Here is a 22,175-nt window from a genome sequence, read left to right on the forward strand (position 1 = left end):
GCATCAGACGAAGGGGACGGCCGGCGGGTTATTGCCGCTGCGAGGCGGTTGTGAGCGACCCGAGTTCCGACGCGAGTGCGAGGAGAGCTTCATCGTGGCCCGGCTCGGCCGCGATCGAGAGGCCGATCGGACAACCCGAGATCTGCGCGGCCGGGATGGAGATCTGCGGCAAGCCGGCGTGGCCGGCGGAGCACAGGAGATCGAGCGCCCGGGCCCGGAAGACGTCGAGCACGGGCTCGGGCGTGTTCAGCAGCGGCGCGATACCCGGCGCGCTCGGCAGGACCAGAACGGCATCGGAAACCAGGCCGAGGATCCGTTCGCGGATCGTCGCGCGAAGCCGCTCCGCCGCCGCGACCGCGCCGCGATCCAGCACCGCGGCAGCCGCAAACCGTTCGCGTACGCCGGGTCCGAGACTTGGCCGCGTCGCCGTGATCCAGGCGCCGTGGCAGGCCCAGGCTTCGGCCGACTGGATGAGGCGGAATGCGTTGCGCCAGGCGTCCAGGTCCTCGCCCGCGACAGTCGCCTCGTCCACCACGGCGAACAGCCCGGCGAGGCGCTCCAGCGCCGGGGCGAGGGCGGCCTCGACGTCGGGACCCGCCCTGTGGAACAGGTCGCGCGCGACGATCAGACGGCGCGGACGGGGCCGCTCCGCGACCGGCGCGAGCAGGACGTGGCCGACGCGGCGGAGCAGCTCGGGATCGCGGGTGAACCAGCCGAGCGTGTCGTAGCTCGGGGCGAGCGGCACGGCGCCTTCGAGCGTGATCCGGCCGTGGGTCGTGCGGATACCGTAGAGCCCGCAATAGGACGCGGGAAGCCGGACGGAGCCGCCCGTGTCGGACCCGATCGCGAAATCGACGAGGCCCGCCGCCGTGGCCGCCGCGGACCCCGAGGACGAGCCGCCGGGGATGCGGCCCGGTGCGGCGACGTTGATCGGCGTCCCGTAATGGGCGTTCTCGCCGTTGAGGCTCCAGGCGAGCTCGTCGGTGTGCGTCTTGCCGACGAGTCGTGCGCCGGCCTCGAACAGGCGCTCGACGGCGGGGGCCGTCCGCGTCGGCACCGGATGGGTCGCGAGCCATTCGGGCGAGCCCGCCCCGGTCGGCACGCCGGCCAGATCGAAGAAGTCTTTCACCGCGAAGGTGAGGCCGGCCAGAGGCCCGTCCGTCCGGTCCTGCCGCTCGACGAGGCCGTGGGCGCAGAAGGCGCCGATCGTGTCGGTGATGCTCATCGCGGCTCGTGGAGGGTGGGAGCGGGACGGGTGAAGGTACGCGCACCGGCCTTCAGTCCGAAGAGCGGCTGCGCCAGTTCGGAGACTGCGTTCGCGGGCGTGTCCGTGTCGAGCACGACGAGGTCGGCGGGGTTCCCTTCCGCGATCCCGTAGTCGGCGAGGTTCAGGAGGCGCGCCGATTGCGATGTCACCATCTCCAGGCACCCGGCGAGGCCGGCGGGCGTGCCGATCTGGCAGATGTTGGCGTAGAGGTTGGCCATCCGGACGAGCGAGCAGTCGCCGAAGGGCGTGAACGGGTTCAGCACGTTGTTGGTCGACAGCGAGCAGGTGACGCCGAATTCGCGTAGGCGGTGGGCCGGCGTGACGCCGCGGGGCACGTCCCTGTCGTGGTCGCGACCGGTCAGGAAGAGGTCCGTGGCGGGCAGGACGGTGGCCGCGACCCCAGAGGCGGCGAGCATCCGCCCGATCCGCTCGAGCTGGTCGGGCGGGACGGAAGAGAACTTCGTCACGTGGCCCACGGCGACGCGCCCGCCCCACCCGTACTGGTCGGTCAGCCGGCACACCTCGACGGCGTCGAGATGCGCGGGATCGAGGCCGAAGTCGAGGTGGAGGTCGATGTCGACGTCGTAGCGCCGCGCGAGCGCGAAGATGCGGGCGATCTGCCCATGCGAATCCCGATCCATGTAGGGGGCGCCGCCGATGACATCGGCGCCGCTCTCCAGACCTTCGACCAAAACCTCCTCGCAGCCCGGATCGTCGAGCAGGCCTTCCTGCGGGAAGATGCAGAGCTGCAGCGCGACAGCCCAGGCATAATCCCGCTTCAGGCGCGTCAGCGCACGCACGCTCGTCAGCCCGACGCGCGGATCGGCCTCGACGTGGGTCCGCACGCGCATCGTGCCCTGCGTGACGGCCCTGCGCAGCGTCCGCTCCGCCCGCGCGTAGACGTCGTCTTCGGTGAATGCGCGCTTGGCCTGCGCGACCGCGGCCACCGCCTCCGCCAGCGTGCCCTCGCGGCACGCGCAGCGGCCGAGCAGGCAGGACTTGTCGAGGTGCACGTGGGTCTCGACGAAGCCCGGCACGACGAGCCTGCCGCCGAGATCCTCCTCCGGCGCGTCGCAGACGAGGGCGCGGCCGAGCGCGGCGATGCGGCCGTCCCGGATCGCAATGTCAATCGGCTCGGCGTCCGCCTCCGGCAAGCGCCCATTCCGAAGGACGAGATCGAAGTTCATGCGTGCACCTTCGAGGGCATCAGGGGTGAACCCGCATCGGTCCGGTCGCCGCCGAGATAGGAGGGTTCGCGCGCGCCATGCCTGGCCGCATCGGATTTCGCCGGCTCACCCGGCCGCGCAGCTCCGCCGAGACGTGGACGCACCGGCAGGGTCGCGAAGGCGCGGCGGTTGGAGCGGGCATGCGATGAGCGCGGCATGGCAAACCTCGTGAAGCAGTATTTTCGGCAAATTGTATGCCAACGGACCTGTTGTGTCCCAACGGACTTGGCGACCCCTGTCCGCGCTGAAAAACACGCTTTGAAATAGTGATCCATCATCGAGCGATGACGGAGGCCAGCGAGACCTGAACTCTGATGCCTTGCTTCGGACCGGTCCGCCGGAGAGGCCGTCGGGCCTCGCGCGGGCCTGAAACCCGTGGCGTGACCGTTGCACCGGGAGGTCCGTTTCGGCAGACAGCGCACCGGACGTCCGCCCGGGTCGCCGGAGCGGAGTGCGGCCCCGGAGAGGATCATGATCGACCAGTCCGCAGGGGCGACGGCGCGAAGGCCGCGACGTCGATGAAGGCGGCGGACGAGGGGGATCGCGTGGGCGCGATCTGCCAGACCCTGCGCCGGGCCATCGTGGAACGGGCGCTCACCCCCGGCGACCGCCTGCCGGAGGACGCCCTCGGCGAGCGGTTCGGGGTGAGCCGCACCATCGCCCGGCAGGCCCTGCTGCGGCTGGCCGGGGAAGGTCTGGTCGACCTGCGCCGCAATCGCATCGCCGTCGTGGCGACGCCGAGCTGGGAGGAGGCGCGCGACACCTTCGACGTGCGCCTCGGACTGGAGCGGCTGGTGGTGCGCCGCCTCGCCGGGCAGCTCAGCCCGGCGCAGCGTCAGGCGCTGCTGGACCAGATCGCCCGCGAGGAGGCCGCCCGGGGCGGGCCCGAGGCGCTGTTGATCCGGCTCGCGACGGAATTCCACCTGATGCTCGCCGAGATGACCGGCAGCGCCGTGCTGACCCGCTACGTCGCGGAGCTCGGCTACCGCTGCGCCCTTATCCTGTCCCTCTACAGCCGGCCGCATTCCTCGGACTGCGCCGTGAGCGAGCACCGCGATATCGTCGCCGCCCTGGTCGCGGGCGATGCCGACCGCGCCGCCGCGCTCATGGACCACCACCTCGACGCGGTGGCGGAGCGGGCGCGCATCGTGCCCCCGGCCCCGCGGGAGCGCGATCTCGGCCGCCTGCTGGCCCCCTACGTGGCGGGCGGCGGAGCCTGAGCCGTCAGGCCGTGAGCCCGTGCTTTGACAGCAGGCGCTCGGCGCTGTCGTTCCAGACCTCCATGCCGACGATCAGCCCGTCCCGCACGGTGAAGCGGTCGACGTAGCGGTTGCCCTCGAAAGGCGTGCCGTCCGGCCACGCGCCGTACAGCGTCCCGAGGCTGTAGACCGTGGTGACGCCGTCGCCCGGGACCACGTCGAGCCGTTCCATCCGCTTCTTCACCCAGGCGTAGCGGCCGGCATTGAAGGCCGTGACCTCGGACGGATGGTTGAAGACCCGGGCGCCGGTGAACACGATCCGGGTGCCCGGCGCCATGTAGCGGGCGGCCGTCTCGGGATCCGGGACCATCGAGGCCTCGAGGTAGGCGGTGACGTTGGCGGCGTCGCGGGCGGTTGCCGCATCGTGGGTCACGTCGGTCATGGCAGGCCTCCTGTCGGTCCAGAGTGCCGCAAAATCCGCGACAGTGCATGCAGGAAGTGTATGCACTTTGACGCTGGATTGAGCACAGGATGCCTACGGGCCTACAGTCAGTTGTCCGTGCAGCGGCCGAATCTGCCAATTCCGGGTGGCATGGAGGTTGCGGACGGTTGGGGCGCCCCGCCCTCGGAGACACGCCATGGCCTCCTTCCTGCCCCCGACCCTGCGCCGCATCGCGGTGACGACGAGCGCGCTGCTCGGCCTCGCGGTCACGACCGCGCACGGTGCCGACACCGTCAAGATCGGCCTCGTGACGGCCCTGAGCGGCCAGTCCGCGAAATCCGGCGAGGCGATCTCCCGCGGGATCGGGCTCGCCATCGACGAGATCAACGCCAAGGGCGGCGTCCTCGGGCGACCCCTCGAGCTCGTGGCCCGCGACGACGAGGCCAACCCGTCCAAGGGCGTGCTGGCGACCCGCGAGCTGATCCAGCGGGTCGGCGTCGTCGCGGTGGTCGGCGGCCTCGACACGCCGGTCTCGATGGCGATCGTGCCGATCGCCAACCAGATGAAGGTGCCGTTCATCGGCCCCTGGGCGGCCGGCACCGGCATCACCCGCAACGGTGCGGCCGACAACTACGCTTTCCGCGTCTCGGCGGTCGACGCCCTCGTCGACGAGGCGCTGGTCGCCTACGCGGTGAAGACCTACGGGGCGAAGAAGCCCGGCATGATCCTCATCAACAATGCCTGGGGCGAGTCGAACCAGAAGGGCCTCAAGGACGCCCTGCAGGCCGCCAACCTCCCGGCGGCCGGCATCGAGAAGTACGAGGCCAACGACGTCGACATGGTGCCCCAGCTGTCGCGGCTGAAGGAGGCCGGCGCCGACGCGCTGTTCCTCGTCGGCAATGTCGGCCCCTCGGCCCAGGTGGTGAAGTCGCTGGACCGGATGGGCTGGTCGGTGCCGGTCGTCTCACACTGGGGTCCGGCGGGCGGCCGCTTCGACGAGCTCGCCGGCCCGAGCGCCGGCAAGGTGCACTTCATCCAGACTTTCACCTTCGCGGGCAACGCATCGCCGAAGGCGACCGCGGTGCTCGACGCGCTCAAGGCCAAGTACCCGGCGATCAAGTCGATGGCCGACGTCACCCCCGCGGTCGGCATCGCCAACGCCTACGACGCGACACACCTGCTGGCTCTGGCCATCCAGGCCGCCGGCTCCACCGAGGGCCCGAAGGTCCGTGACGGCTTCTACAAGATCGGCACCTATCCGGGCCTGATCAAAACCTACGACAAGCCCTTCGCCCCCGGCCGGCACGACGCGCTGGGCCCGGAGGACTACGTGTTCACCCGCTTCAAGGACGGTGAGATCGTCGCGGTGACCAACTGAGCCCGGCGATGCTGACCTCCATCCTCGTCAGCGGCCTCGGCCTCGGCAGCATGTACGGCCTCGTGGCGCTCGGCTTCCACGTGACCTACGCGGTGTCGGGGACCGTGAACTTCGCGCAGGGGAGCGTCGTCACCCTGGGCGCGGTCCTGGCCTACGCGCTCGGCGTCACCCTCGGCTGGCCGATGCCGGCCGCGATCGTCCTGGCGCTCGTGGGCTGCGCCCTGTTCGGCCTCGTGGTCGAGCGGGCGCTGGTCCGCCCGTTCGTGGCGCGCGGCTCGGACGCGTGGCTCCTGGCGACCGTGGCGGGCGGCATCGTCCTCGACAACACCGTGCTGTTCACCTTCGGCAAGGAGCCGCGCAGCCTGCCCTCGCCGCTGGCCACGAAGCCGGTGGAGATCCTCGGGACCGGCATCTACCCGCTGCAGCTCGTGATCCCGGTCGTCGGGATCGCGCTCGCCTTCGCGATCCGCACGGTGTTCCGGAAGACCGATCTCGGCCGCGTCCTGCTCGCCGTGGCGCAGAACGCCGACGCCGCCCGGCTGATGGGGATCGACGTGCGCCGCACCGTGGCCTGCGCCTTCGCGCTCTCGGCGGTGCTGGCCGGCATCGCGGGGCTGCTGATCGCACCGCTCTTCTCGGTCTCGGCCGAGCTCGGCACGCTGTTCGGCATCAAGGCCTTCGCGGTGGCGATCCTCGGCGGCATCGGCTCCGCCACCGGGGTGATCCTGGCGGGGCTCCTCTACGGCCTCGTCGAGGCCGGCGTCACCGCGACCCTGGGCTCGACCTACACGCAGCTCGTGGTGTTCTCGGTGATCATCCTGGCCCTCACCCTGCGCCCCGACGGCCTGCTCGGCCGCGCCGCGGTCAACAAGGTCTGACGCGATGCACCGTCTGCGCTCAGGCCCGGCGATGCGGCTCGGCATCGCCGGCCTCACCGCCGCCGCGCTCGGCCTCGTCGCGCTGACCACCGGCTACAGCCACTTCGTGATCGCCCTCGTGGCGCTGACCACGGTGGCCGGCGTCGGCCTCAACGTGCTCCTGGGCCTGACCGGGCTGATCTCCTTCGGCCAGGCCGGCTTCTACGCGATCGGCGCCTACGCGAGCGCGATCCTGACGCTTCACGGCGTCAGCTTCTGGCTGGCGCTCCCGGCCGCGGCGCTGATCGCCGCGCTCGTCGGCGGCCTCGTGGCGGTGCCGGCGATGCGGGTGAAGGGCCCCTACCTCGCCATGCTGACGATCGCCTTCGGCTTCATCGTCGAGCACGGCCTGATCGAGGGCGGCGAGCTGACCGGCGGCCAGAACGGCCTCGTCGTCACGGACGCGCCGACGCTGTTCGGCGAACCCGTGACCGCGGCCGGGCTCGCGGTGCTGGCGGTGCTCGCGGCCGGCGCGAGCCTCGCCGGGTTCGATGTCCTCGCCCGCAGCCGCCTCGGCCGGGCGATGCGCGCCGTGCGCGACGCCGACGTCGCCGCGGCGGCTCTGGGCTTCGACCCGGTCCGGGTGAAGACCCTGGCCTTCGCGATCTCCGCCGCCCTGACCGGCCTCGCGGGGGCGGTCCTGCCGCCGCTGATGCTGTTCATCGCGCCGAGCTCGTTCCCGTTCTCGCAGTCGATCCTGTTCGTCCTGTCGGTGATCGTCGGCGGCGCCGGCACGGTGCTCGGTCCGCTCTTCGGGGCCCTCGTCACCGTGCTGCTGCCGGAGGCGCTGTCCGGCCTCGCCGAGTACCGCCTGCTGTTCTTCGGCGTCGCGACCCTGGCGGTGCTGTGGCTGGTGCCCTCGGGGCTGGTCGGCAGCCTCGCCCGGCTGCTGCCCCGCGGCCGCGAGGCGCCGGCCGCCGGGGATGGCGGGGCGGCGCCGCTGCCCGGCACGGCGGCGCGCGAGGCCCTCGTCCTCGACGGCATCGGCATCCGCTTCGGCGGCATCACGGCGGCGGAGGGGGTCGATCTCACCGCTCAGGCAGCGGCCGTCACCAGCGTGATCGGGCCGAACGGCGCCGGCAAGACCACATTGCTCAACATGGTCTCGGGCTTCTACCGCCCGAGCGCCGGGGCGATCCGGCTGGGTGGACGCGACCTCGCCGGGCGGCCGGCTTACGTCGTCGCCCGCGCCGGCATCGCGCGCACCTACCAGACCACGCGCCTGTTCGGCTCGCTCCCGGTGGTCGACAACGTGGCCCTCGGCCTCGCGCCGGGCCGGCTCTGGCGCCGCGCGCGGGTGCGGGATCGCGAGACGGCCGCCGCGCTCCTCGCCTTCGTGGGCTACCGCGGCGCCCTCGACCGCCCGGCCGCCGAGCTGCCCCATGTCGACAGGCGGCTCGTGGAGATCGCCCGGGCCCTCGCCGGCAGCCCTGCGGTCCTGCTCCTCGACGAGCCCGCCGCCGGCCTGTCACGGGCCGACACCGACCGGCTGGCCCGGCTGATCCGCCGGATCGCCGACAGCGGCGTCGCGGTGGTCCTGGTCGAGCACGACATGCCCCTGGTGATGGGCATCTCCGACCACATCCTCGTCATTGATGCCGGACGCCCGATCGCGCGGGGCACGCCCGCCGAGATCCGGCGCGACCCGGCGGTGCTGCGCGCCTATCTCGGCGGCGCCGACACGCCGGCCCGGCCGCGGAGCGCGCCGTGGCAGGGGCCGGCGGATGCCGTCCTCGCCGTCCTCGACCTGACCGCCGGCTACGGCGCCGCGCCGGTCCTCGACGGCGTCCATCTCGACGTGCGGCCGGGCGAGACCGTCGCCCTGCTGGGCGCGAACGGCGCCGGCAAGTCCACGGCCATGCGGGCGCTCGCGGGGCTTCTCCGCCCGGTCGCGGGATCGGTCGTGTTCGGCGATCGGCGCATCGACGCGCTGCCCGCCCACCGGATCGCCCGGAGCGGCCTCGTCCTGGTGCCGGAGGGCCGGCAGGTCTTCCCGGAGCTGAGCGTCGTCGAGAACATCCGCCTCGGCGCCTTCGGGCGCGGGACGCCGATCGACCCGGCCGAGGTGGAGCGCCTGCTCGACCGGTTCCCGCGGCTGCGCGAGCGGGCGGCAAGCCGGGCGGGCCTGCTCTCCGGCGGCGAGCAGCAGATGCTGGCGATCGCCCGCGGGTTGATGGCGCATCCGCGCATCCTGCTGCTCGACGAGCCGTCCCTCGGCCTCGCCCCGGCGATGATCAACGCTCTCTACGCCACCGTGGCCGAGCTGCGCGACGAGGGTGTCACCATCCTGATCGTGGACCAGATGGCGGCTTTGGCCCTCACGGTCGCCGATCGCGGCTACGTGCTGGAGCAGGGCCGGGTCGTCGCGCGCGGGACGGCCGCGGAGCTGTCGGCGGACAAGGGGCTGGAAGCGTCCTATCTCGGAGCGGCCTGACGGGGACACGGTGCCGGGACGCGCTCGGGGGAGGTACGCCTCCGGCATCATGAGGCGCGCCATGGCAAGGGCACGGGCCGGCGCGCGGCCCGTGCCGGGGCACCGGCTCGAACTCACCGGGCACCCCGACCCGACCTTGAACCGGCGGTTCCTGGGGGTGGCGGCGAGCCACCCGGGCAGCCAGCCGGGGGCGGTCGCGGTCGCGGACGTGACCGTGCCGGGCGGCGCGCATGCATCACGCTCGTAGGCTCAAGACCCTGCGCAGCCTGATACCCGGCGGGTCAGCCTCGGCGCCCTTACGACGAAGTCCCACCGCTTCAGGATCGACCCGGCACATCCAATCCCGGGAGCATATGCCTAGATCAACGCGTATCCCGCATCGGCGCGCTCGATCCGTCCGCTCGTGGCGAGGTGCATCCCGGTCACCCTCAAGCCCTCCGCCGCCGCGCGGTCGAGAATGCGCCGTCGCGTCGTGATCGCCTCCGCCGGATCGGCATCCCAGATCACCGTCCAATCCGGGTGCGGCATCTGCAGCACCCGCGAGTGGACGATATCGCCCCAGATCAGCAGCCGATCGGATCCGTCCGCGATCAACACGCCCATATGCCCCGGTGTATGGCCGGGCAGCGGCAGCGCATGGATGCCCGGCGCGAGTTCCGCTTCGCCGGAGACACGCCGGATCCGGTCGGGATAGGCCGCCAGCACCGCCTGCGCCGTATCGAACATCGGGCTCAACGCGGCCGGAGCAGAGGCTCTGGCCGCCGCATCCGACCAGTAGGTCACCTCACGCTCCTGCAACACGAGTTCCGCGTTCGCGAACCGCGCGAGGCGGTTCGGCGTCAGGAGACCACCCGCGTGGTCGGCATGCAGATGGCTCAGCCAGATGGTCTCGACCTGATCCGGCCGCACGCCCTCCGCCGCCAGTGCCGCGGTCACACGGTTGAATCCCGGCCCGAGCACGGTGCCGCAGCCCGCATCGAGCAGCCAGTGCCGTTCCCCGCGTCGGATCAGGAACGCGTTGACCGGCTCCGGCGACGGGCCCGTCGCGGGAAGGCCGGCATCCTTCAACAAGGCCTGTCCGGCTTGGCTCTCGGCGGCCGGGATCATGCTCGGCTCCAGCGGAAAGAGCCCGTCGCGCAACGGTGTCACCGTGAACGCGCCGACCCGGTACGGACCCCTCACGGGCGCGGCTGCCGCAGGGCGGTGCAGCCCGAGCGGGACCAGGGCGGACGCGGCCAGCAGGGTGCGGCGGGAGAGTTGAGGCGACATGGCCGGCTCCTCGGAGAGGGGACAGCGCCATCCTCCGGATCGTGCCGGGATCAGACCAGGGAAGTCCGCCCGCGGAGATCCGGGCATTCTTCCCGTCTGCTTGAGCGATGGCTTGCGCACCCCGACGATCCCGGTGCCAAATCACGCCCTCGCTCCGAGCGCGGCCGTTTGATCCATGAGCCTGCCCACGCATCTCGGTCTTCGCCTTCTCGTGGTCGCCGTGCTCTGCTTGGCGGGGGCGATCGCATGGGCCGCCTGGGACGCCCATGCGAGCCTCCGTGCGGAAGCCGCCATGTCGGCGGATCGGATCGCCGCGCAGCTGGCGCGGCAGCCGGGCCTCGGAAGCGCCGGGCCGGCCGCGATGCCGGTCAGCGCGCCGCAGGCCGCACCGGCGGTCCTCACGCTCCTGCCGGGCATCTGCGCCGACATCCATCTCGGCGTGGAATTGCCCCGCCGCTTCTGCGGTGACTGGGACGGCCTCGATGCCGCCCCCGCGTGGTTCCGCACGGCGCTCGTCCGGGGAACCGATACCGCGCCAACGATCCGGGCGGTCGTGTTTCGCGAGCGCACGATCGGCAGCGTCACGACATGGCCCGATCCGATGGCATCGGCGGCGCGTCTCTGGCGGCGGACGTGCCTTGCAGCGGGCCTCGCCCTCGGTCTGGCTGCGGCGACGGTGCTGCTGAACTGGCTCGCCGTGATGCGCCTCGTCGCTCCGGCCGGGCGGATCGTGCAGGGGCTGGAGAACCTCGACACGGCCGGCCCCCGACCGTCGCTGCCACGCTTCGCCGCCACCGAGTTCGACCGCGTTGCCCGCGCCTGCAACGCACTCGCTGACCGGCTCGCCCACACCGAAGCCGAGCGCGCGGGCCTGATGCAGCGGCTCGTCACGGTTCAGGAAGACGAGCGGCAGGCCCTCGCGCGCGACCTGCACGATGCCTTCGGCCAGTGCCTTGCCGCCGTGGGTGCCCGTGCCGCAGCGATCGAACTGGCGGCGCCCCCGGAGCGCGCGGATCTTCGCGATGACGCCCAGGGCATCGAGGCCATCATCGCCACCATGCGGGAGAGCCTGCGTGGAGCGCTGGCCCGCCTCGAACTGCCGGATCTCGCCGAAGCCGGTCTGGAGGAGGCGCTGCGTAGCCTCGTCGCGGACTGGCGAGGACAACTCAGGTCCGGCCCGGCCCTGCATCTCGATGTGACGGGCGATCTCACCGACATGCCCGAGAACGTCGCGGCGAGCCTCTACCGGATCGCGCAGGAACTCCTGACGAACGCCTTGCGCCACGGCAGGCCGAGCCGGGTCTTCCTGCGGCTCGACCGGTCGGAGGCCGGGCCACGGACGGTGACGCTGACGCTGGACGACGACGGCGGCGGCGATGCGTCCCGAGCCGCGTCCCATACCGGCCGGGGGCTCGTCGGCATCCGCGCACGGCTCGCCGCCCTCGGCGGAGCGTTCTCGCTCACCGGCACCGGCACCGGGATCCGGGCCTGCGCATCCGTGCCAACCGTCGGCTGAGGTCGCCGCATGGCCACGTCCATCCTCCTCGTCGATGACCATCCCGTCGTGCGGGAGGGCTATCGCCGCCTGATCGAGCGACAGCCAGGCTTGGTCGTGGTCGCGGAAGCCGAGAGCGCGGCAGCGGCCTATTGCCAATACAAGGCTCACGAGCCCGATCTCGTGATCCTCGACCTGTCGCTGCCCGGCCCGAGCGGCATCGAGGCCATCCGTCACATCCGCCAATGGGACGGGGCCGCCCGCATCGTCGTGTTCAGCATGCGCACCGGAGCGTTGATCGCGCGCCAAGCCTTCGCCGCAGGGGCGAGCGGGTATGTCAGCAAGGCGAGCTCACCCCGTGAGCTGCTGGCGGCGGTGGCCGCCGTGCTCCGCGGCGAGCGAGCGATGAGCGCCGACATCGCGCGCGCGATCGCCCAGGACGAGGTGGCCGGGGGGCGCACGGCGCTCGACGACCTCAGCCCGCGGGAACTCGAAATCCTGAGCCTGACCGCGGGCGGGATGACCGCCCAGAGCGTAGCCGAGGCGCTGTGTCTGAGCCTCAAGACGGTGCACAACAACCTCTCGGTGATCCGCGCCACTCTCGGGGCGCGCACCGATGCCCATCTCGTCTGGATCGCGATCGGGGCTGGGCTTGTATCGCCCTCCGAGGAACGAATGCCCCTGCGGAAGCCCTAGGATTTCGTGCGCTCTGACGACTTCTCGACCAAAAGCCAACAGACTGACATCCACCCCGAGCCGAAGTTGCCGGACGGCTGACGAGCGGCCGCTTCTGAGAAGAGTCGGCAGCGGTCGGGGCGGCTGGGTTGGGTCGCAAGCGGACGGGCCGCTCGGTGTGGATCTGCGCCGGCCCGCCTTCGAGCAGCAAAGCATGGACGCGGACCGTCGTCTCCGCGCCCGCCTCTGGCCCAGAAAAGGCCCGCCGAGCGTCCGGACGCACGCGGGTGGGCTCAGAAGCGACCCGCGATGGTCAGGCGCACGGCCGTGGGCTCCACCGGATGGAAGACCCGGTCGATCAGCCCCTCCGCCGCCTCGCCGGGCAGGCGGGACACGTACGCGTAAGTGATCTGGTCGGACTTGCTGTTGGTCAGGTTCAGCACGTCCAGCGAGACGCTGATGCCGGTCTCGAAATTGTAGCCAACCCGGCCGTTGAACAGCGCGGTCGGTCGCGAGCGGATCGAGTTGTCCTCAATCAGGGGTCGCGGGCCGAAGTAGCGGAATCTCAGGGAGCCGAACCAGCCGAGCGGCTCGCCGAAGGTGACGCCCGCCGAGGCGATGGTGGTGGGCGCCTCGGGCACGCGGTTGCCGACCGGATCGTAGTCCGAGAACCGGGCGTTGGTGATCGTCAGGTCCCCCTCCAGCGACAGCCAGGGCGTTACGGCGTAGCGGTTCGTCCACTCGACACCGAAGCGCCGGGTCGGGCGACTCGGCTCCGTCGTGCCGGTGTCGCCCTGGAACAGGTTCTCCGAGGCGAAGTCGAGCCGGAACAGGGCGAGGCTCGTCTCCAGACCGGCGATGGAGCGGTTGCGCAGCCCGACCTCGTAGCCCGTGGACGGCACCAGGAACGGCGAGCGGGTGGTGTTGAACAGCGACGACGTCGGGTCGACGGTGGCGGTCACGCCGCGCACGTCGTTCGAGTGGAAGCCGCCGCCGTAATTCACGTAGAGTTCGGTGTCGAACCACGGCCCGAGCGTCAGGCCGAGCTTCGGGTTGACGATGCCGTCCCGCGCTTGGCCGGAATTGGCCGGCGTGTCCGAGACGACGCTGGCGGAGTAGCCGTCCGCGCGGAAGCCGATCGAGGTGCGCAGCCAGTCGGTCCAGCGGACCCGGTTGTCGAAGTAGAAGGCCCCGCTCGTCTCCAGCACGCGATCGTCGAGCACCCCGGAACGGTACTGCCGGTTCGTGGTGTTGAACAGACCGACACGGATCGAGTCGGTCCGCGTCTGCACGCCGATCTCGTTCTCCATCGGGCGCCCGAACAGGTCGCCCTGGAAGATGTGCAGGGCCTCGCCGCCGCCGATAATGCGTTGATCGAGCTGGTGGAACTGGTCGCCATTGACCGGGTCGTTGAGGAAGTAGGTGAAATCGTTGAACAGGTTCAGCTGGGACCGGATGATGTAGGCCGAGGCCCGCGTCACGCCCGTATCGTCCGTCGCACTGAACTTGCCCGAGAGCGAGAAGCGCGAGGTGTCTCCGCCATCCGCGGGATTGATCGTGCCGTAGCGGCTGATGAGGCCAGAGACGACGGCGCGCTCGGGGATCTGGTTGGTCGCCGTCCACCGGGCTGCGTAGGCCATGCCGGTGATCGAGAAGCCGTCGAGCGGTGTGCCCTGGCTGTAGCGGGCCACCCCGTTGATCTTGCGCAGCGCGTCCGGGACGACCCACGGGCCGTCATAGACCTGCGCCTCGCCAGCCAGGAGCAGGTTGCCCTCGCCCAGCGGCACGGTGGTGATCGACAGGGCGCGCTTGTAGCCGAAGCTGCCGATCGATGTGAGGGCGACGTTCCTGGGTGTCGCGTCGAGGTAGTCGATCCGCACCGAGCCCGCGGAGGCGAAATCGCCGTCGCGCACGAAATACGGCCCCTTGTGGAATTCCACGGCACCGACAAGCTCGGGGATGAGGAAGTTGATGTCGGCGTAGCCCTGGCCGTGGGCGTGGGTGCGCATGTTGAGCGGCATGCCGTCGAGGAACAGCGCGATGTCGGTGCCGTGGTCGAGGTTGAAGCCGCGCAGGAAAAACTGATTGGCTTTGCCCTCGCCCGAGTGCTGTGTGACGATCAGCCCCGGCACCGCCTCCAGCACCTCGCCGGGGCGGGTCACGGGGCGGCTGTTGACCTGCGCACCCGTGATGACGCCGGAACTGGCGGAGTCCACCGGTGTGCTGATCCCGCCGATGCCGGTCGTGCCTCCGACATAGCCTGCGCTCGCGGACGGACCGGCTTGCGGAGCCATGGCCGCGGCGGTCTCCGCCGTGACCGAGATCTCCTCCAGCGTCGCCTCGGTGGTCGCCGCACGCGACGTGGATCGGTCCTGGGCTACAGCCGCTGATGCGAGTGCGGCGAGGCCGAGGCCCGACAAGGTCGAGAGCCGTCGGCCGGTTTGACGGTGGAACACGGGAGCCTCGGCAACGGCAGTGGCACGTCACCGCGAACAAGTCCGAGACAACCGCGTCAGCGCGGCTGTCTCGACACCCACCAGGACACCCCGCCCGGCGCGTTTCGCGTGTGACCACGGCTGACGGCAGGTCTCCTGGCTCGCGGGTCGCCGCCCTCGCACCGTCTTCCCGGATGGGTCTCATCCAGTGACGCGGTGGTGCTGGGCTCGCCGCTTACAGTTGCGGGGGCAGCCGCGGCCTTGGAGCAGGCTCCTCACCGCGTTCCCTTTTGATCCCCGAGGGGAACCGTCACAGTCAGGCTAGGTGATCGGCCAAAGCTTCGTCAACGCGACGAAGCGCGTTCCTGTGACGTGTGCCCTTTTGGCTGCGTTCGGGAGCGCGCCTTGTGGGAGTGGCCGGCCGCTCCCGCTGCGTGCAGTCCCGCTATTCAGCCTTGCGATGCCCGCGACCGTGCTGATCCTTGTCGGCACCTGCCGCCGCCGCGGCTTCCTTCTCGGCCTTGCCCGCCGTCGCCGTGCTCGTGGCGGCGTCGCTGGTTGCGCCGGACGGTGCGTTGGACGCGGCCGATTTCGGATGGCCTCTGCCCTCCGTCGGCGTCTCGGCTTTCCCACCCTCCATCACCACAGGATGGCCGGCATCGGCCTTGGCGCTTCCGGCCGCTTGGACCTCGGCCGTCTTCTGCTCCTGTGCGCTCCGCGTCGCATGGTGCTGGCCGTCACCGGACTGACCCTTCGCGGGATTCGACATCGTGACCTCATCTGTGCTGGTCACGCGGCAACGGCCCACAGCCGCCACAGTTCGGTGAGGTCGCCCGGTGCGACGAATGGCCGAACGCGGCGCGCGGCCTGCGCGGCTTCCCTGCCAGACAGGTCGTCGACATGCGCGGGCCCGGACGCGCTAGGGCGATCACCGTCGTCGTCTTCGGTCATTGCCGCCCGGCCGGTTCGAGCGGGCGGCAACCGCGCAGCCAGCCGCGGAACCCATGCTCTTGAGCAGTGTGAGCGCTCAAGACCGCACGAAGGCTCTGTCGCCGCCACCCCGGGCGATGAGATTGAGAGTGGCGACCGTCCGCTTCTCCACCAGCTGAGTCTGGAAACGGACGGGCCGCTTGCGGCCGCAAACCGGACAGCCACCTGTCTTTCCTTGCACGCGGTGCGCTGACCGAGATCGCGCCGCGACGTTCTTGAGCCGAGCCGGTTGCATGCGAGGCCGCTATGGAACAAAATGTGAACTCGTGGTCGGGCGCGGCGGGCGCTACCGTGGGCAGCGACATGTCACCTTCACGTTCCGGCCGCACGCTGTTCTTCTTCGAGAAACCCTCGGCGATGCGGCAGCTGCAGCGCTTCTTCCGCTCACCGAACACCGTCTGCGTGGCCGCCGAGGGGCACCTGCTGTCCGCCGAAGAGCCGGGCAGTATCCGACCCGAGTGGAAGCCCTGGCGCTTCGATGCGCTGCCCATCACGCTCGCCACGATCCCGGTCAGTTGCGGCACGAACCGGTCCGGGCAATCGCACGAGCCGAAGATCGCCGCCATCCGGCAGGCGCTGAGCGGCGTCGAGCGCGTGATCATCGCGACCGATCCCGGGCGCGAGGGTTCCATGATCGCCTGGGAGGTGCTGGAGCACCTCGGCTGGCGTGGCCGCGTCGACCGGATCAAGCTCGGCGCGCTCGACGATGTCTCGATCCGGCGCGCCTTCGCGGCCCTGGCCAAGGAAGTCGGCTCGGGCGAGCGCGACTACGCCGCCTACCTCGAAGCGCTGTGCAGGCAGTACGAGGACTACCACCTCGGGCTGAACGGCACCCGGGCCATCTCGCTGCGCCTGCGCCCGCCCGAGTTCCGGGAACCCTGGCGCTTCGGTGGCGTGCAGACGCCCACCCTCGCCATTCTGGCCGACCTGGAGGCGCGCATCCGCTCCTTCGTGCCGCAGGACTTCTTCAAGGTCGCCCTGCACCTGAGCACGCAATCCGGTGCCGAACTGACGCTGTGGCACGCCCCCAAGGATCGGATCTTCGACGCGGCCATCGCCGAGACGATCCGGCAGGCGGCCACGACCTGGTCGGGCCCCCTGGCGGTCGCGCACAAGGACGTGCGCCGCGCGCCCCCTCGTCTGTTCTCCAAGGACACCCTGGCGCGGCGCTGCGCCAAGCGGTTCGGCTGGGACCCGCAGCACACGGCAGGGCTCGCTCAGGAGCTGTACGACCAGGGTTACCTCAGCTACCCGCGCACGGAGTCCGAGTACCTGCCGGACGGGCAGGCGGGTGATGCCGCCGCGATCGTCGCCGCCATCGCGACCGTGCTGACCGACATGCGCGACGTCAGTCCGGGAGGCGAGGTGCCCCTGATCCGACGCGGGGCGAAGGGGCACTACGTCAAGGACCCGGGCGAGCACCATGCCATCGTGCCCCTGCGCAAGGTGCCGGAGCGCAGCCGGCTTTCGGCCGACCAGTTCCGGTTGTGGGAACTCGTCGCGAAGGCCTTTCTCGCCGCCCACCTGCCCGACGGCATCGACGCCCGAACGACCGTCACGGCCGAGGTCGGGACGCCGCTGGGCGCGAAGCGGTTTGCCGTTTCAGGCAGCGTCATCCGCGCCCCGGGCTGGCGTGCGATCTACGGCAGCGAGGCCGAACTCGAAGCGGACGTCGTGCCCGGCAAGGCCAAGCGCGAGGCCGAGGCCACGTCCGCACGCCTGCCACTTGTGAACGACGGGGAGGGTGCATCGGCCGCGGGCGCGGATGTCGCCACCGCGATGACCGAGCCGCCGCGGCGGATCACCCGCGGCGAGTTGCCGGTGGTGATGGGCCGGCTGATCGACCAGATCGATGATCCGGCGGTCAAGCGCGCCCTGGAGAACCCGGTCAACCCGAACGAACCCAAGGGCCTCGGCACGGCCGCCACCCGCGACACGATCCTACCCAAGCTCCTGAAGAGCCGTTACATCACGCTGGCCAACGGCAAGGATCCGGCCATCGAAGTGACCGAGGTCGGGCTGGCCTTCATGGCGGCGGTGCGACGCGTGTTCCCGGCCTATGGCGACCCGGTCGGGCGCGCCCTGTTCGAGGCGGAGCTGGCCGAGATCGGTCGCGCGACCACGCGGGCCGAGGCCATCGAGCGCGCCGACGCCTTCCGGCAGCGCACGCGCGCGCGCCTCGACGAGCTGATCGCCGCGATCTCAAGCTCGCCCGTCGTCAGCCTCGATCCGAGCCTGATCCCGCCAAGTCGGGCGGACGATCGGCCGCCGACGCCGGCCATGGTGTCGTTCGCGGTGAGCTTGGCCGAGCGGAGGGGCGTGACGCTGCCGCGCGGCTGCAAGAGCAGCATCAGCGTCTGCCGGGCTTTTCTCGACACTCATGCCGGGCCGCGCACGCCTCGGGAGGGGAATACCGGCCAATCCGGCGACCGCCGGACCCCGAGCGCGGCGATGCGCGGTTACGCACGCAGTCTGGCCGAGCAGCGAGGCATTCCATGCCCATCGGAGTGCGAGACGGACTTTGACGCCTGTCGGCGCTTCCTCGACGCGCACGCCGCGCGGCCGCAGCGTGGAGCGGAACCGTCGGCCCCTGGCGCAGCGCAGGCCAAGGTGCCCGGTGGACGCGGCAATCGGCGGGGCAGGGCGGCACAGGCGCCGAGGCAGGCCGCCGCACGACGTCGAGCCTGACGCGACCGGCGGGGTGCTACGACGGACCTGTCATCCATCCTGACGCCGCGGATGACTCATCGTGCTCGTCTTCAACCGGCCCCGGTATCGTGGCCTCTGTGGTCGTAGCGATGCGACGCCGCGGATTAGCGCCCTATCTCGACCCGACGCTGGCCAACGAAGAGGGTGCATGTCTCACTTTCCGACGTCCCGCTACGCCGACCGCACGAGCCTTCAGCTCAAAGCCGAGATCCGCGAGTCATCTTCGAGCGAGGTCTGGGCGGAGATCGAAGCCGAGCGACAGGCACAGGATGAGCGGACGAAACGTCTTCGGGCGCTGCGACGGGCGCGCGAGCACCTGACCTCCTGATCGCCCTTCGACCTGGCTACGACCGTGGCCATCAGGCTCCGGAGGAGGGTGAGAACGGACCGGCTCCGGTGATGGACGCGGATCACGACTTTGAGCATTCGCCGCTGTCCGGCCGGTTCACCCGTGACGGATTCACCGTTGCATCACCGTTGAAGTCGAGATCGACCGGGCCCTGGGCACGACCGAACCTTGGCGGCTGGAGGCGGTCGACCAGAACGGAGGCTGCACCGCCTGGCACGAGCGCGTCGCGGCCGCGCAGGCCGCATCTGCGGCCTTCCTCGCGGTGTTCGAGGCGAACGGCATCATCGATCGCCGCCGCACCCGATGTCCGTCACTGAGCGAGCGCGGTCCGACGGGGAAGGCATGTCGGGCGATGCGGCCGGCCCATCGTGTGGGGTCTCGACGCCCCTTCAGTGGCGCAGCCGGCCTCGACCGATCAGCACAAAGAAAACAGCGAGCGCGACGGCGTTCACGGTCAGGCCCCAGCCGTAACTGTGCAGCGATTGAGCGTAGATCGGGTGACCGAGCTGACCGAGGCCGACGAGCGCCCCGACCACGGCCAGGGCGGCGAACAGAAGAGCGAAGACGAGCATGACCTCTCCTCCTCGAAACACTTCGAAGCCTTAAACCAAGCGGTCGCCTTGCTCCCGGTTCCCGAAAGCATGCTTGTTCACCGGCGACGGTGTCGGAAGTGAGGATGAGCGGTCGGCCGAAGAACACGGCATCGGCCAGATCAACGTCTGGCTTGAATTGACGGTCTCCGAGATCAAGGCATCCAGACCTTAGAGCCCGCGAACGCATCGTTCTGCCCGGCCGAGGTTCGACGTGTGTCCACGTCGCTGCGAGCGGGGCTGGAACGCTCGGCGCCGCATGAACGACCGCGAACGACCTTGCACACCCGAGGGATGATTTTTCCGCGCCCGTCGTGCAACTCTGGACGTCTCGCGCCATTCACCCTGCAGATCTTGATGCAAATCAGTTGGGCCGGACCGGTGCAGGAAGGGCGTCGTCCGGTACGGGAGTTGGATGGAGCAGATCGATTACGTCTACGAAGGCGGCTGTGACGGCGTCGACAACCCACTTCTGAATGCCGTCGCCTACGGCCTCGCCCAATTGCTGCCGATCGAGGAGTGCGAGGACTGGCCCCAGCCGTTGCTGGAACTGCTGGCGCGCCTGGAACTGCCGGATATCGAGGAGCCGACCCCCACCCCGCTCGTCGTGGTGGTCGGACGGTGCCCGAGTATGGCGGAACAGGCTGCCACGCTGCTGCGCGCAAGTGAGCTGAACGTCGAGTGCTGTGACACAGGCGAGGAGGCTTTGCAGGCCCTGCAGCGGCGGAGTGGCGAGGTCGCGCTCGTGGTCGCCGATCAGCAGCTCACCGGCACCCTCGACGGGTTCGGCCTCGTTCAGGTGCTGCACCGATCATGGCCCGGGATCCCGGTCATCCTGGCGACCGCGGGCGGTCCACCATCCCGCCTGCCTCCTGCAGTCACCGCGCTCCCGAAGCCGTGGCTGCCCCTCGCGCTGTTGGTCGAGACTCACCGGGCCGTGCAGGTTCCCTCCCGCCTCAGTCATTGACGGCCGGCGACCTGGCGCCTGCCCAATCCTGTCGCCTCAGAGGCTGTGGGCCGGCGCAGAGCGGCATCCGGGCGGCGGTCATGGAGTGGCGCTGTAGGACGCGGCGTGGCAGCACACCGCGATGCCGCCACTTCGAGAGCGCTCACGGTGCCGTGACGATCGAAGAATTTTGAATGGAGCGGGTACCGGGAATCGAACCCGGGTATTCAGCTTGGAAGGCTGCTGCTCTACCATTGAGCTACACCCGCGCGGGCGGATCGTTAGCACGCCGTACGGCCCATGAGAAGGTGGCCTCAGCCGATGCCCAGCGCGACGCGGGCCTCGGCAGGCGAGGCTACGCGGCGATCGTGGCGGCGGACCGCCTCGGCCGCGAGGCCGACCAGCTCGGCGTTGCTGGCGGCCAAGCGATCCTTCGTCACCCGGATGTTGTCCTCCAGGCCGGTGCGCACCGCATCCGCGCCGCGGCTCAGCGCCCACTCCATGACCACCGCCTGGTTGCGGCCGATGCCGGCCGCCGTCCAGGTCGCCTCGGGCAGGATCCGCCGGGTCTCGGCGAGCAGGATGTCGAGGAGGTGCTCCTCGGCCGGCATCGCGTTCTGGACGCCCATCACGAACTGCACATGCGGGCGCGCGTCGATCAGGCCCGCCTCCACCAGCCGCTTGGCGCCGTGCAGGTGCGAGAGGTCGAAGATCTCGATCTCGGGCCGGATGCCGTGCTGCTTCATCTGGCCGGCGAGGTCGGTCACGAGGCTCGCGGCGTTCTCGTAGACGATCGTCGGGAAGTTCACCGAACCGGTGGACAGCGAGGCCATGTCGGGCCGGTGCTTCAGCGACAGGCCCCGGGCGGCCGGGTCGCGCCCGCGCCCGCCGGTGGAGAACTGCACGATCATCCCGGGGCAGTGCTTGCGCAGCCCCTCCTGCACGGCGGCGAATCTCTCTGGGTCGGAGGAGGGCGACTCGTCGTCGTTGCGCACGTGGATGTGGCAGAGCGTGGCGCCGGCCTCGAAGGCCTGATGCGTCGACTCGATCTGCTCGGGCACGGTCACCGGCACCGCCGGGTTGTCGGCCTTGCGCGGCACGGAGCCGGTGATCGCCACCGCGATCACCACGGGCGCCGCGCTCCGGGATTCTGCCATCCGCCTGTCCTCCGTGCCTCAACGGGTCTCGGCGACCGGGATAGCGTCGCGGATCCAGGATCTGAACCGCCCGGCGCGGGCGGTAGGCCCGTACGCGGGACATCTCCGGCCGGATGACAGTCCGGACTTGTGTCTTGGCGGCGCTTGCCGCACCTCTCGGGCCGCGAGGCGCACGATGCATGACACCGTCCTGGTCCTGAACGGGCCCAACCTGAACCTGCTCGGCAAGCGCCAGCCGGAGATCTACGGCCGCGAGACGCTGGCCGACGTCGAGGCCCTGTGCCGCGAGACCGCGGCAGGCTTCGGCCTCGCGGTCGTGTGCCGCCAGAGCAACGCCGAGCACGTGCTGATCGACGCGATCCACGAATTCCGCGTGGGCTCGGCCGGCATCGTCATCAACGCGGGCGCCTACACCCACACCTCGGTGGCGCTCCTCGATGCGCTGAACACCTGCGAGGTGCCGGTGATCGAGTGCCACATCTCGAACGTCCACCGGCGCGAGGCCTTCCGCCACCACTCTTACATCTCCCTCGCCGCCACGGCCGTGCTGGCGGGCTTCGGGACGCACGGCTACGCCCTGGCGATCCGGCACCTCGCGCATCTGCGGTCGGGCAGGACTGCGTGAACCGCGGATAGCGCCGCGATCAGGGTTGACGCTGGCGGAGACAGGGCGGAGGAGGGCGATCAGGCCTCATTT

Annotated in this window: 20 protein-coding genes, 1 tRNA gene and 1 riboswitch; of the genes, 11 read left to right on the forward strand and 10 right to left on the reverse strand. The window is 70.7% G+C overall.

The window, feature by feature from the left end; all coding sequences use genetic code 11:
* Positions 1-28: 28 nt before the first annotated feature.
* Genes MMSR116_RS29490 through MMSR116_RS29500 form a run of 3 tightly spaced genes read right to left on the reverse strand, consistent with a single transcriptional unit; the run spans position 29 to position 2,651 of the window.
* Positions 29-1,225, reverse strand: a complete 1,197-nt coding sequence (locus MMSR116_RS29490; RefSeq protein WP_010684493.1) for an amidase — start codon at positions 1,223-1,225, stop codon at positions 29-31.
* Entirely contained in the window at positions 1,222-2,454 is a 1,233-nt protein-coding gene (locus MMSR116_RS29495) for an amidohydrolase family protein (protein WP_010684494.1), read from the reverse strand. Before MMSR116_RS29495 ends, MMSR116_RS29490 begins: the two co-directional genes overlap by 4 nt.
* Positions 2,451-2,651 carry a hypothetical protein gene (locus MMSR116_RS29500; RefSeq protein WP_158169240.1) on the reverse strand — a complete coding sequence of 67 codons (201 nt, stop codon included), beginning with the start codon at positions 2,649-2,651 and terminating at the stop codon, positions 2,451-2,453. The genes MMSR116_RS29495 and MMSR116_RS29500 overlap by 4 nt, the downstream gene beginning before the upstream one ends.
* Before the next feature lie 360 nt (positions 2,652-3,011).
* Between MMSR116_RS29500 and MMSR116_RS29505 the strand changes: the two genes are divergently transcribed.
* Positions 3,012-3,713 carry a GntR family transcriptional regulator gene (locus MMSR116_RS29505; RefSeq protein ID WP_010684495.1) on the forward strand — a complete coding sequence of 234 codons (702 nt, stop codon included), beginning with the start codon at positions 3,012-3,014 and terminating at the stop codon, positions 3,711-3,713.
* Positions 3,714-3,717: 4 nt separating this feature from the next.
* On the opposite strand, the gene MMSR116_RS29510 is transcribed toward MMSR116_RS29505, so the two are convergent.
* Complete coding sequence (locus MMSR116_RS29510; protein WP_010684496.1) at positions 3,718-4,134, reverse strand: nuclear transport factor 2 family protein; 417 nt, start codon at positions 4,132-4,134, stop codon at positions 3,718-3,720.
* A 196-nt stretch (positions 4,135-4,330) separates the two neighbouring features.
* Between MMSR116_RS29510 and MMSR116_RS29515 the strand changes: the two genes are divergently transcribed.
* From MMSR116_RS29515 to MMSR116_RS29530, 4 genes are all read left to right on the forward strand, one after another.
* Positions 4,331-5,512 carry an ABC transporter substrate-binding protein gene (locus MMSR116_RS29515; protein ID WP_010684497.1) on the forward strand — a complete coding sequence of 394 codons (1,182 nt, stop codon included), beginning with the start codon at positions 4,331-4,333 and terminating at the stop codon, positions 5,510-5,512.
* Between the two features lie 8 nt (positions 5,513-5,520).
* A complete protein-coding gene (locus MMSR116_RS29520) occupies positions 5,521-6,390 on the forward strand; it encodes a branched-chain amino acid ABC transporter permease (protein WP_010684498.1) in 870 nt (289 codons plus the stop codon).
* A 4-nt stretch (positions 6,391-6,394) separates the two neighbouring features.
* Positions 6,395-8,863, forward strand: coding sequence for a branched-chain amino acid ABC transporter ATP-binding protein/permease (locus tag MMSR116_RS29525; RefSeq protein WP_010684499.1), 2,469 nt, complete (start codon positions 6,395-6,397; stop codon positions 8,861-8,863).
* 61 nt (positions 8,864-8,924) lie between these two features.
* Positions 8,925-9,110 (forward strand): hypothetical protein, encoded by a 186-nt coding sequence (locus MMSR116_RS29530; protein WP_010684500.1) that lies wholly within the window; start codon positions 8,925-8,927, stop codon positions 9,108-9,110.
* Positions 9,111-9,220: 110 nt separating this feature from the next.
* Here MMSR116_RS29530 and MMSR116_RS29535 read toward each other — a convergent pair whose 3' ends face one another.
* Positions 9,221-10,132, reverse strand: coding sequence for an MBL fold metallo-hydrolase (locus MMSR116_RS29535; protein ID WP_010684501.1), 912 nt, complete (start codon positions 10,130-10,132; stop codon positions 9,221-9,223).
* 175 nt (positions 10,133-10,307) lie between these two features.
* Here MMSR116_RS29535 and MMSR116_RS29540 point away from each other — a divergent pair, with 175 nt between their 5' ends.
* Together MMSR116_RS29540 and MMSR116_RS29545 are read left to right on the forward strand one after the other, a co-directional pair.
* A complete protein-coding gene (locus MMSR116_RS29540) occupies positions 10,308-11,648 on the forward strand; it encodes a sensor histidine kinase (RefSeq protein ID WP_010684502.1) in 1,341 nt (446 codons plus the stop codon).
* A 9-nt stretch (positions 11,649-11,657) separates the two neighbouring features.
* The gene (locus MMSR116_RS29545; RefSeq protein ID WP_010684503.1) at positions 11,658-12,323 is read left to right on the forward strand and encodes a response regulator; all 666 of its coding nucleotides are present in this window, start codon (positions 11,658-11,660) and stop codon (positions 12,321-12,323) included.
* Positions 12,324-12,595: 272 nt separating this feature from the next.
* Here the strand turns inward: MMSR116_RS29545 and MMSR116_RS29550 are convergent, their stop codons facing one another.
* Positions 12,596-14,596 carry a TonB-dependent receptor gene (locus MMSR116_RS29550; protein ID WP_039893599.1) on the reverse strand — a complete coding sequence of 667 codons (2,001 nt, stop codon included), beginning with the start codon at positions 14,594-14,596 and terminating at the stop codon, positions 12,596-12,598.
* Between the two features lie 270 nt (positions 14,597-14,866).
* Positions 14,867-15,064, reverse strand: a riboswitch (cobalamin riboswitch).
* Positions 15,065-15,182: 118 nt separating this feature from the next.
* Complete coding sequence (locus tag MMSR116_RS29555; RefSeq protein WP_010684505.1) at positions 15,183-15,506, reverse strand: hypothetical protein; 324 nt, start codon at positions 15,504-15,506, stop codon at positions 15,183-15,185.
* A 524-nt stretch (positions 15,507-16,030) separates the two neighbouring features.
* On the opposite strand from MMSR116_RS29555, the gene MMSR116_RS29560 reads away from it, so the two are divergent.
* Both MMSR116_RS29560 and MMSR116_RS29565 read left to right on the forward strand, forming a co-directional pair.
* The gene (locus MMSR116_RS29560; RefSeq protein ID WP_191991850.1) at positions 16,031-18,415 is read left to right on the forward strand and encodes a type IA DNA topoisomerase; all 2,385 of its coding nucleotides are present in this window, start codon (positions 16,031-16,033) and stop codon (positions 18,413-18,415) included.
* A 169-nt stretch (positions 18,416-18,584) separates the two neighbouring features.
* On the forward strand, positions 18,585-18,764 hold the full coding sequence (locus MMSR116_RS29565) for a hypothetical protein (RefSeq protein WP_010684507.1): 180 nt from the start codon (positions 18,585-18,587) through the stop codon (positions 18,762-18,764).
* A 410-nt stretch (positions 18,765-19,174) separates the two neighbouring features.
* Here the strand turns inward: MMSR116_RS29565 and MMSR116_RS29570 are convergent, their stop codons facing one another.
* Positions 19,175-19,357 (reverse strand): hypothetical protein, encoded by a 183-nt coding sequence (locus tag MMSR116_RS29570; protein ID WP_010684508.1) that lies wholly within the window; start codon positions 19,355-19,357, stop codon positions 19,175-19,177.
* A 433-nt stretch (positions 19,358-19,790) separates the two neighbouring features.
* Between MMSR116_RS29570 and MMSR116_RS29575 the strand changes: the two genes are divergently transcribed.
* A complete protein-coding gene (locus MMSR116_RS29575) occupies positions 19,791-20,342 on the forward strand; it encodes a response regulator (protein ID WP_010684509.1) in 552 nt (183 codons plus the stop codon).
* Positions 20,343-20,516: 174 nt separating this feature from the next.
* On the opposite strand, the gene MMSR116_RS29580 is transcribed toward MMSR116_RS29575, so the two are convergent.
* Positions 20,517-20,590: transfer RNA gene (locus MMSR116_RS29580), tRNA-Gly, on the reverse strand.
* A 45-nt stretch (positions 20,591-20,635) separates the two neighbouring features.
* Entirely contained in the window at positions 20,636-21,478 is an 843-nt protein-coding gene (locus MMSR116_RS29585; RefSeq protein WP_010684510.1) for a 3-keto-5-aminohexanoate cleavage protein, read from the reverse strand.
* A gap of 175 nt (positions 21,479-21,653) precedes the next feature.
* On the opposite strand from MMSR116_RS29585, the gene aroQ reads away from it, so the two are divergent.
* Positions 21,654-22,103, forward strand: a complete 450-nt coding sequence (gene aroQ, locus MMSR116_RS29590; protein WP_010684511.1) for a type II 3-dehydroquinate dehydratase — start codon at positions 21,654-21,656, stop codon at positions 22,101-22,103.
* The last annotated feature ends 72 nt before the right edge of the window (positions 22,104-22,175 follow it).

This window comes from Methylobacterium mesophilicum SR1.6/6 (assembly GCF_000364445.2).
GTDB classification, from domain to species: Bacteria; Pseudomonadota; Alphaproteobacteria; order Rhizobiales; family Beijerinckiaceae; genus Methylobacterium; species Methylobacterium mesophilicum_A.

Excerpts from the sequence above, each read along its gene's own strand:
- MMSR116_RS29490 (WP_010684493.1), bottom strand. The coding sequence starts at position 1,225 with ATGAGCATCACCGACACGATCGGCGCCTTCTGCGCCCACGGCCTCGTC.
- MMSR116_RS29495 (WP_010684494.1), bottom strand. The coding sequence starts at position 2,454 with ATGAACTTCGATCTCGTCCTTCGGAATGGGCGCTTGCCGGAGGCGGAC.
- MMSR116_RS29500 (WP_158169240.1), bottom strand. The coding sequence starts at position 2,651 with ATGCCGCGCTCATCGCATGCCCGCTCCAACCGCCGCGCCTTCGCGACC.
- MMSR116_RS29505 (WP_010684495.1), top strand. The coding sequence starts at position 3,012 with ATGAAGGCGGCGGACGAGGGGGATCGCGTGGGCGCGATCTGCCAGACC.
- MMSR116_RS29510 (WP_010684496.1), bottom strand. The coding sequence starts at position 4,134 with ATGACCGACGTGACCCACGATGCGGCAACCGCCCGCGACGCCGCCAAC.
- MMSR116_RS29515 (WP_010684497.1), top strand. The coding sequence starts at position 4,331 with ATGGCCTCCTTCCTGCCCCCGACCCTGCGCCGCATCGCGGTGACGACG.
- MMSR116_RS29520 (WP_010684498.1), top strand. The coding sequence starts at position 5,521 with ATGCTGACCTCCATCCTCGTCAGCGGCCTCGGCCTCGGCAGCATGTAC.
- MMSR116_RS29525 (WP_010684499.1), top strand. The coding sequence starts at position 6,395 with ATGCACCGTCTGCGCTCAGGCCCGGCGATGCGGCTCGGCATCGCCGGC.
- MMSR116_RS29530 (WP_010684500.1), top strand. The coding sequence starts at position 8,925 with ATGGCAAGGGCACGGGCCGGCGCGCGGCCCGTGCCGGGGCACCGGCTC.
- MMSR116_RS29535 (WP_010684501.1), bottom strand. The coding sequence starts at position 10,132 with ATGTCGCCTCAACTCTCCCGCCGCACCCTGCTGGCCGCGTCCGCCCTG.
- MMSR116_RS29540 (WP_010684502.1), top strand. The coding sequence starts at position 10,308 with ATGAGCCTGCCCACGCATCTCGGTCTTCGCCTTCTCGTGGTCGCCGTG.
- MMSR116_RS29545 (WP_010684503.1), top strand. The coding sequence starts at position 11,658 with ATGGCCACGTCCATCCTCCTCGTCGATGACCATCCCGTCGTGCGGGAG.
- MMSR116_RS29550 (WP_039893599.1), bottom strand. The coding sequence starts at position 14,596 with ATGGCTCCGCAAGCCGGTCCGTCCGCGAGCGCAGGCTATGTCGGAGGC.
- MMSR116_RS29555 (WP_010684505.1), bottom strand. The coding sequence starts at position 15,506 with ATGTCGAATCCCGCGAAGGGTCAGTCCGGTGACGGCCAGCACCATGCG.
- MMSR116_RS29560 (WP_191991850.1), top strand. The coding sequence starts at position 16,031 with ATGTCACCTTCACGTTCCGGCCGCACGCTGTTCTTCTTCGAGAAACCC.
- MMSR116_RS29565 (WP_010684507.1), top strand. The coding sequence starts at position 18,585 with ATGTCTCACTTTCCGACGTCCCGCTACGCCGACCGCACGAGCCTTCAG.
- MMSR116_RS29570 (WP_010684508.1), bottom strand. The coding sequence starts at position 19,357 with ATGCTCGTCTTCGCTCTTCTGTTCGCCGCCCTGGCCGTGGTCGGGGCG.
- MMSR116_RS29575 (WP_010684509.1), top strand. The coding sequence starts at position 19,791 with ATGGAGCAGATCGATTACGTCTACGAAGGCGGCTGTGACGGCGTCGAC.
- MMSR116_RS29585 (WP_010684510.1), bottom strand. The coding sequence starts at position 21,478 with ATGGCAGAATCCCGGAGCGCGGCGCCCGTGGTGATCGCGGTGGCGATC.
- aroQ (WP_010684511.1), top strand. The coding sequence starts at position 21,654 with ATGCATGACACCGTCCTGGTCCTGAACGGGCCCAACCTGAACCTGCTC.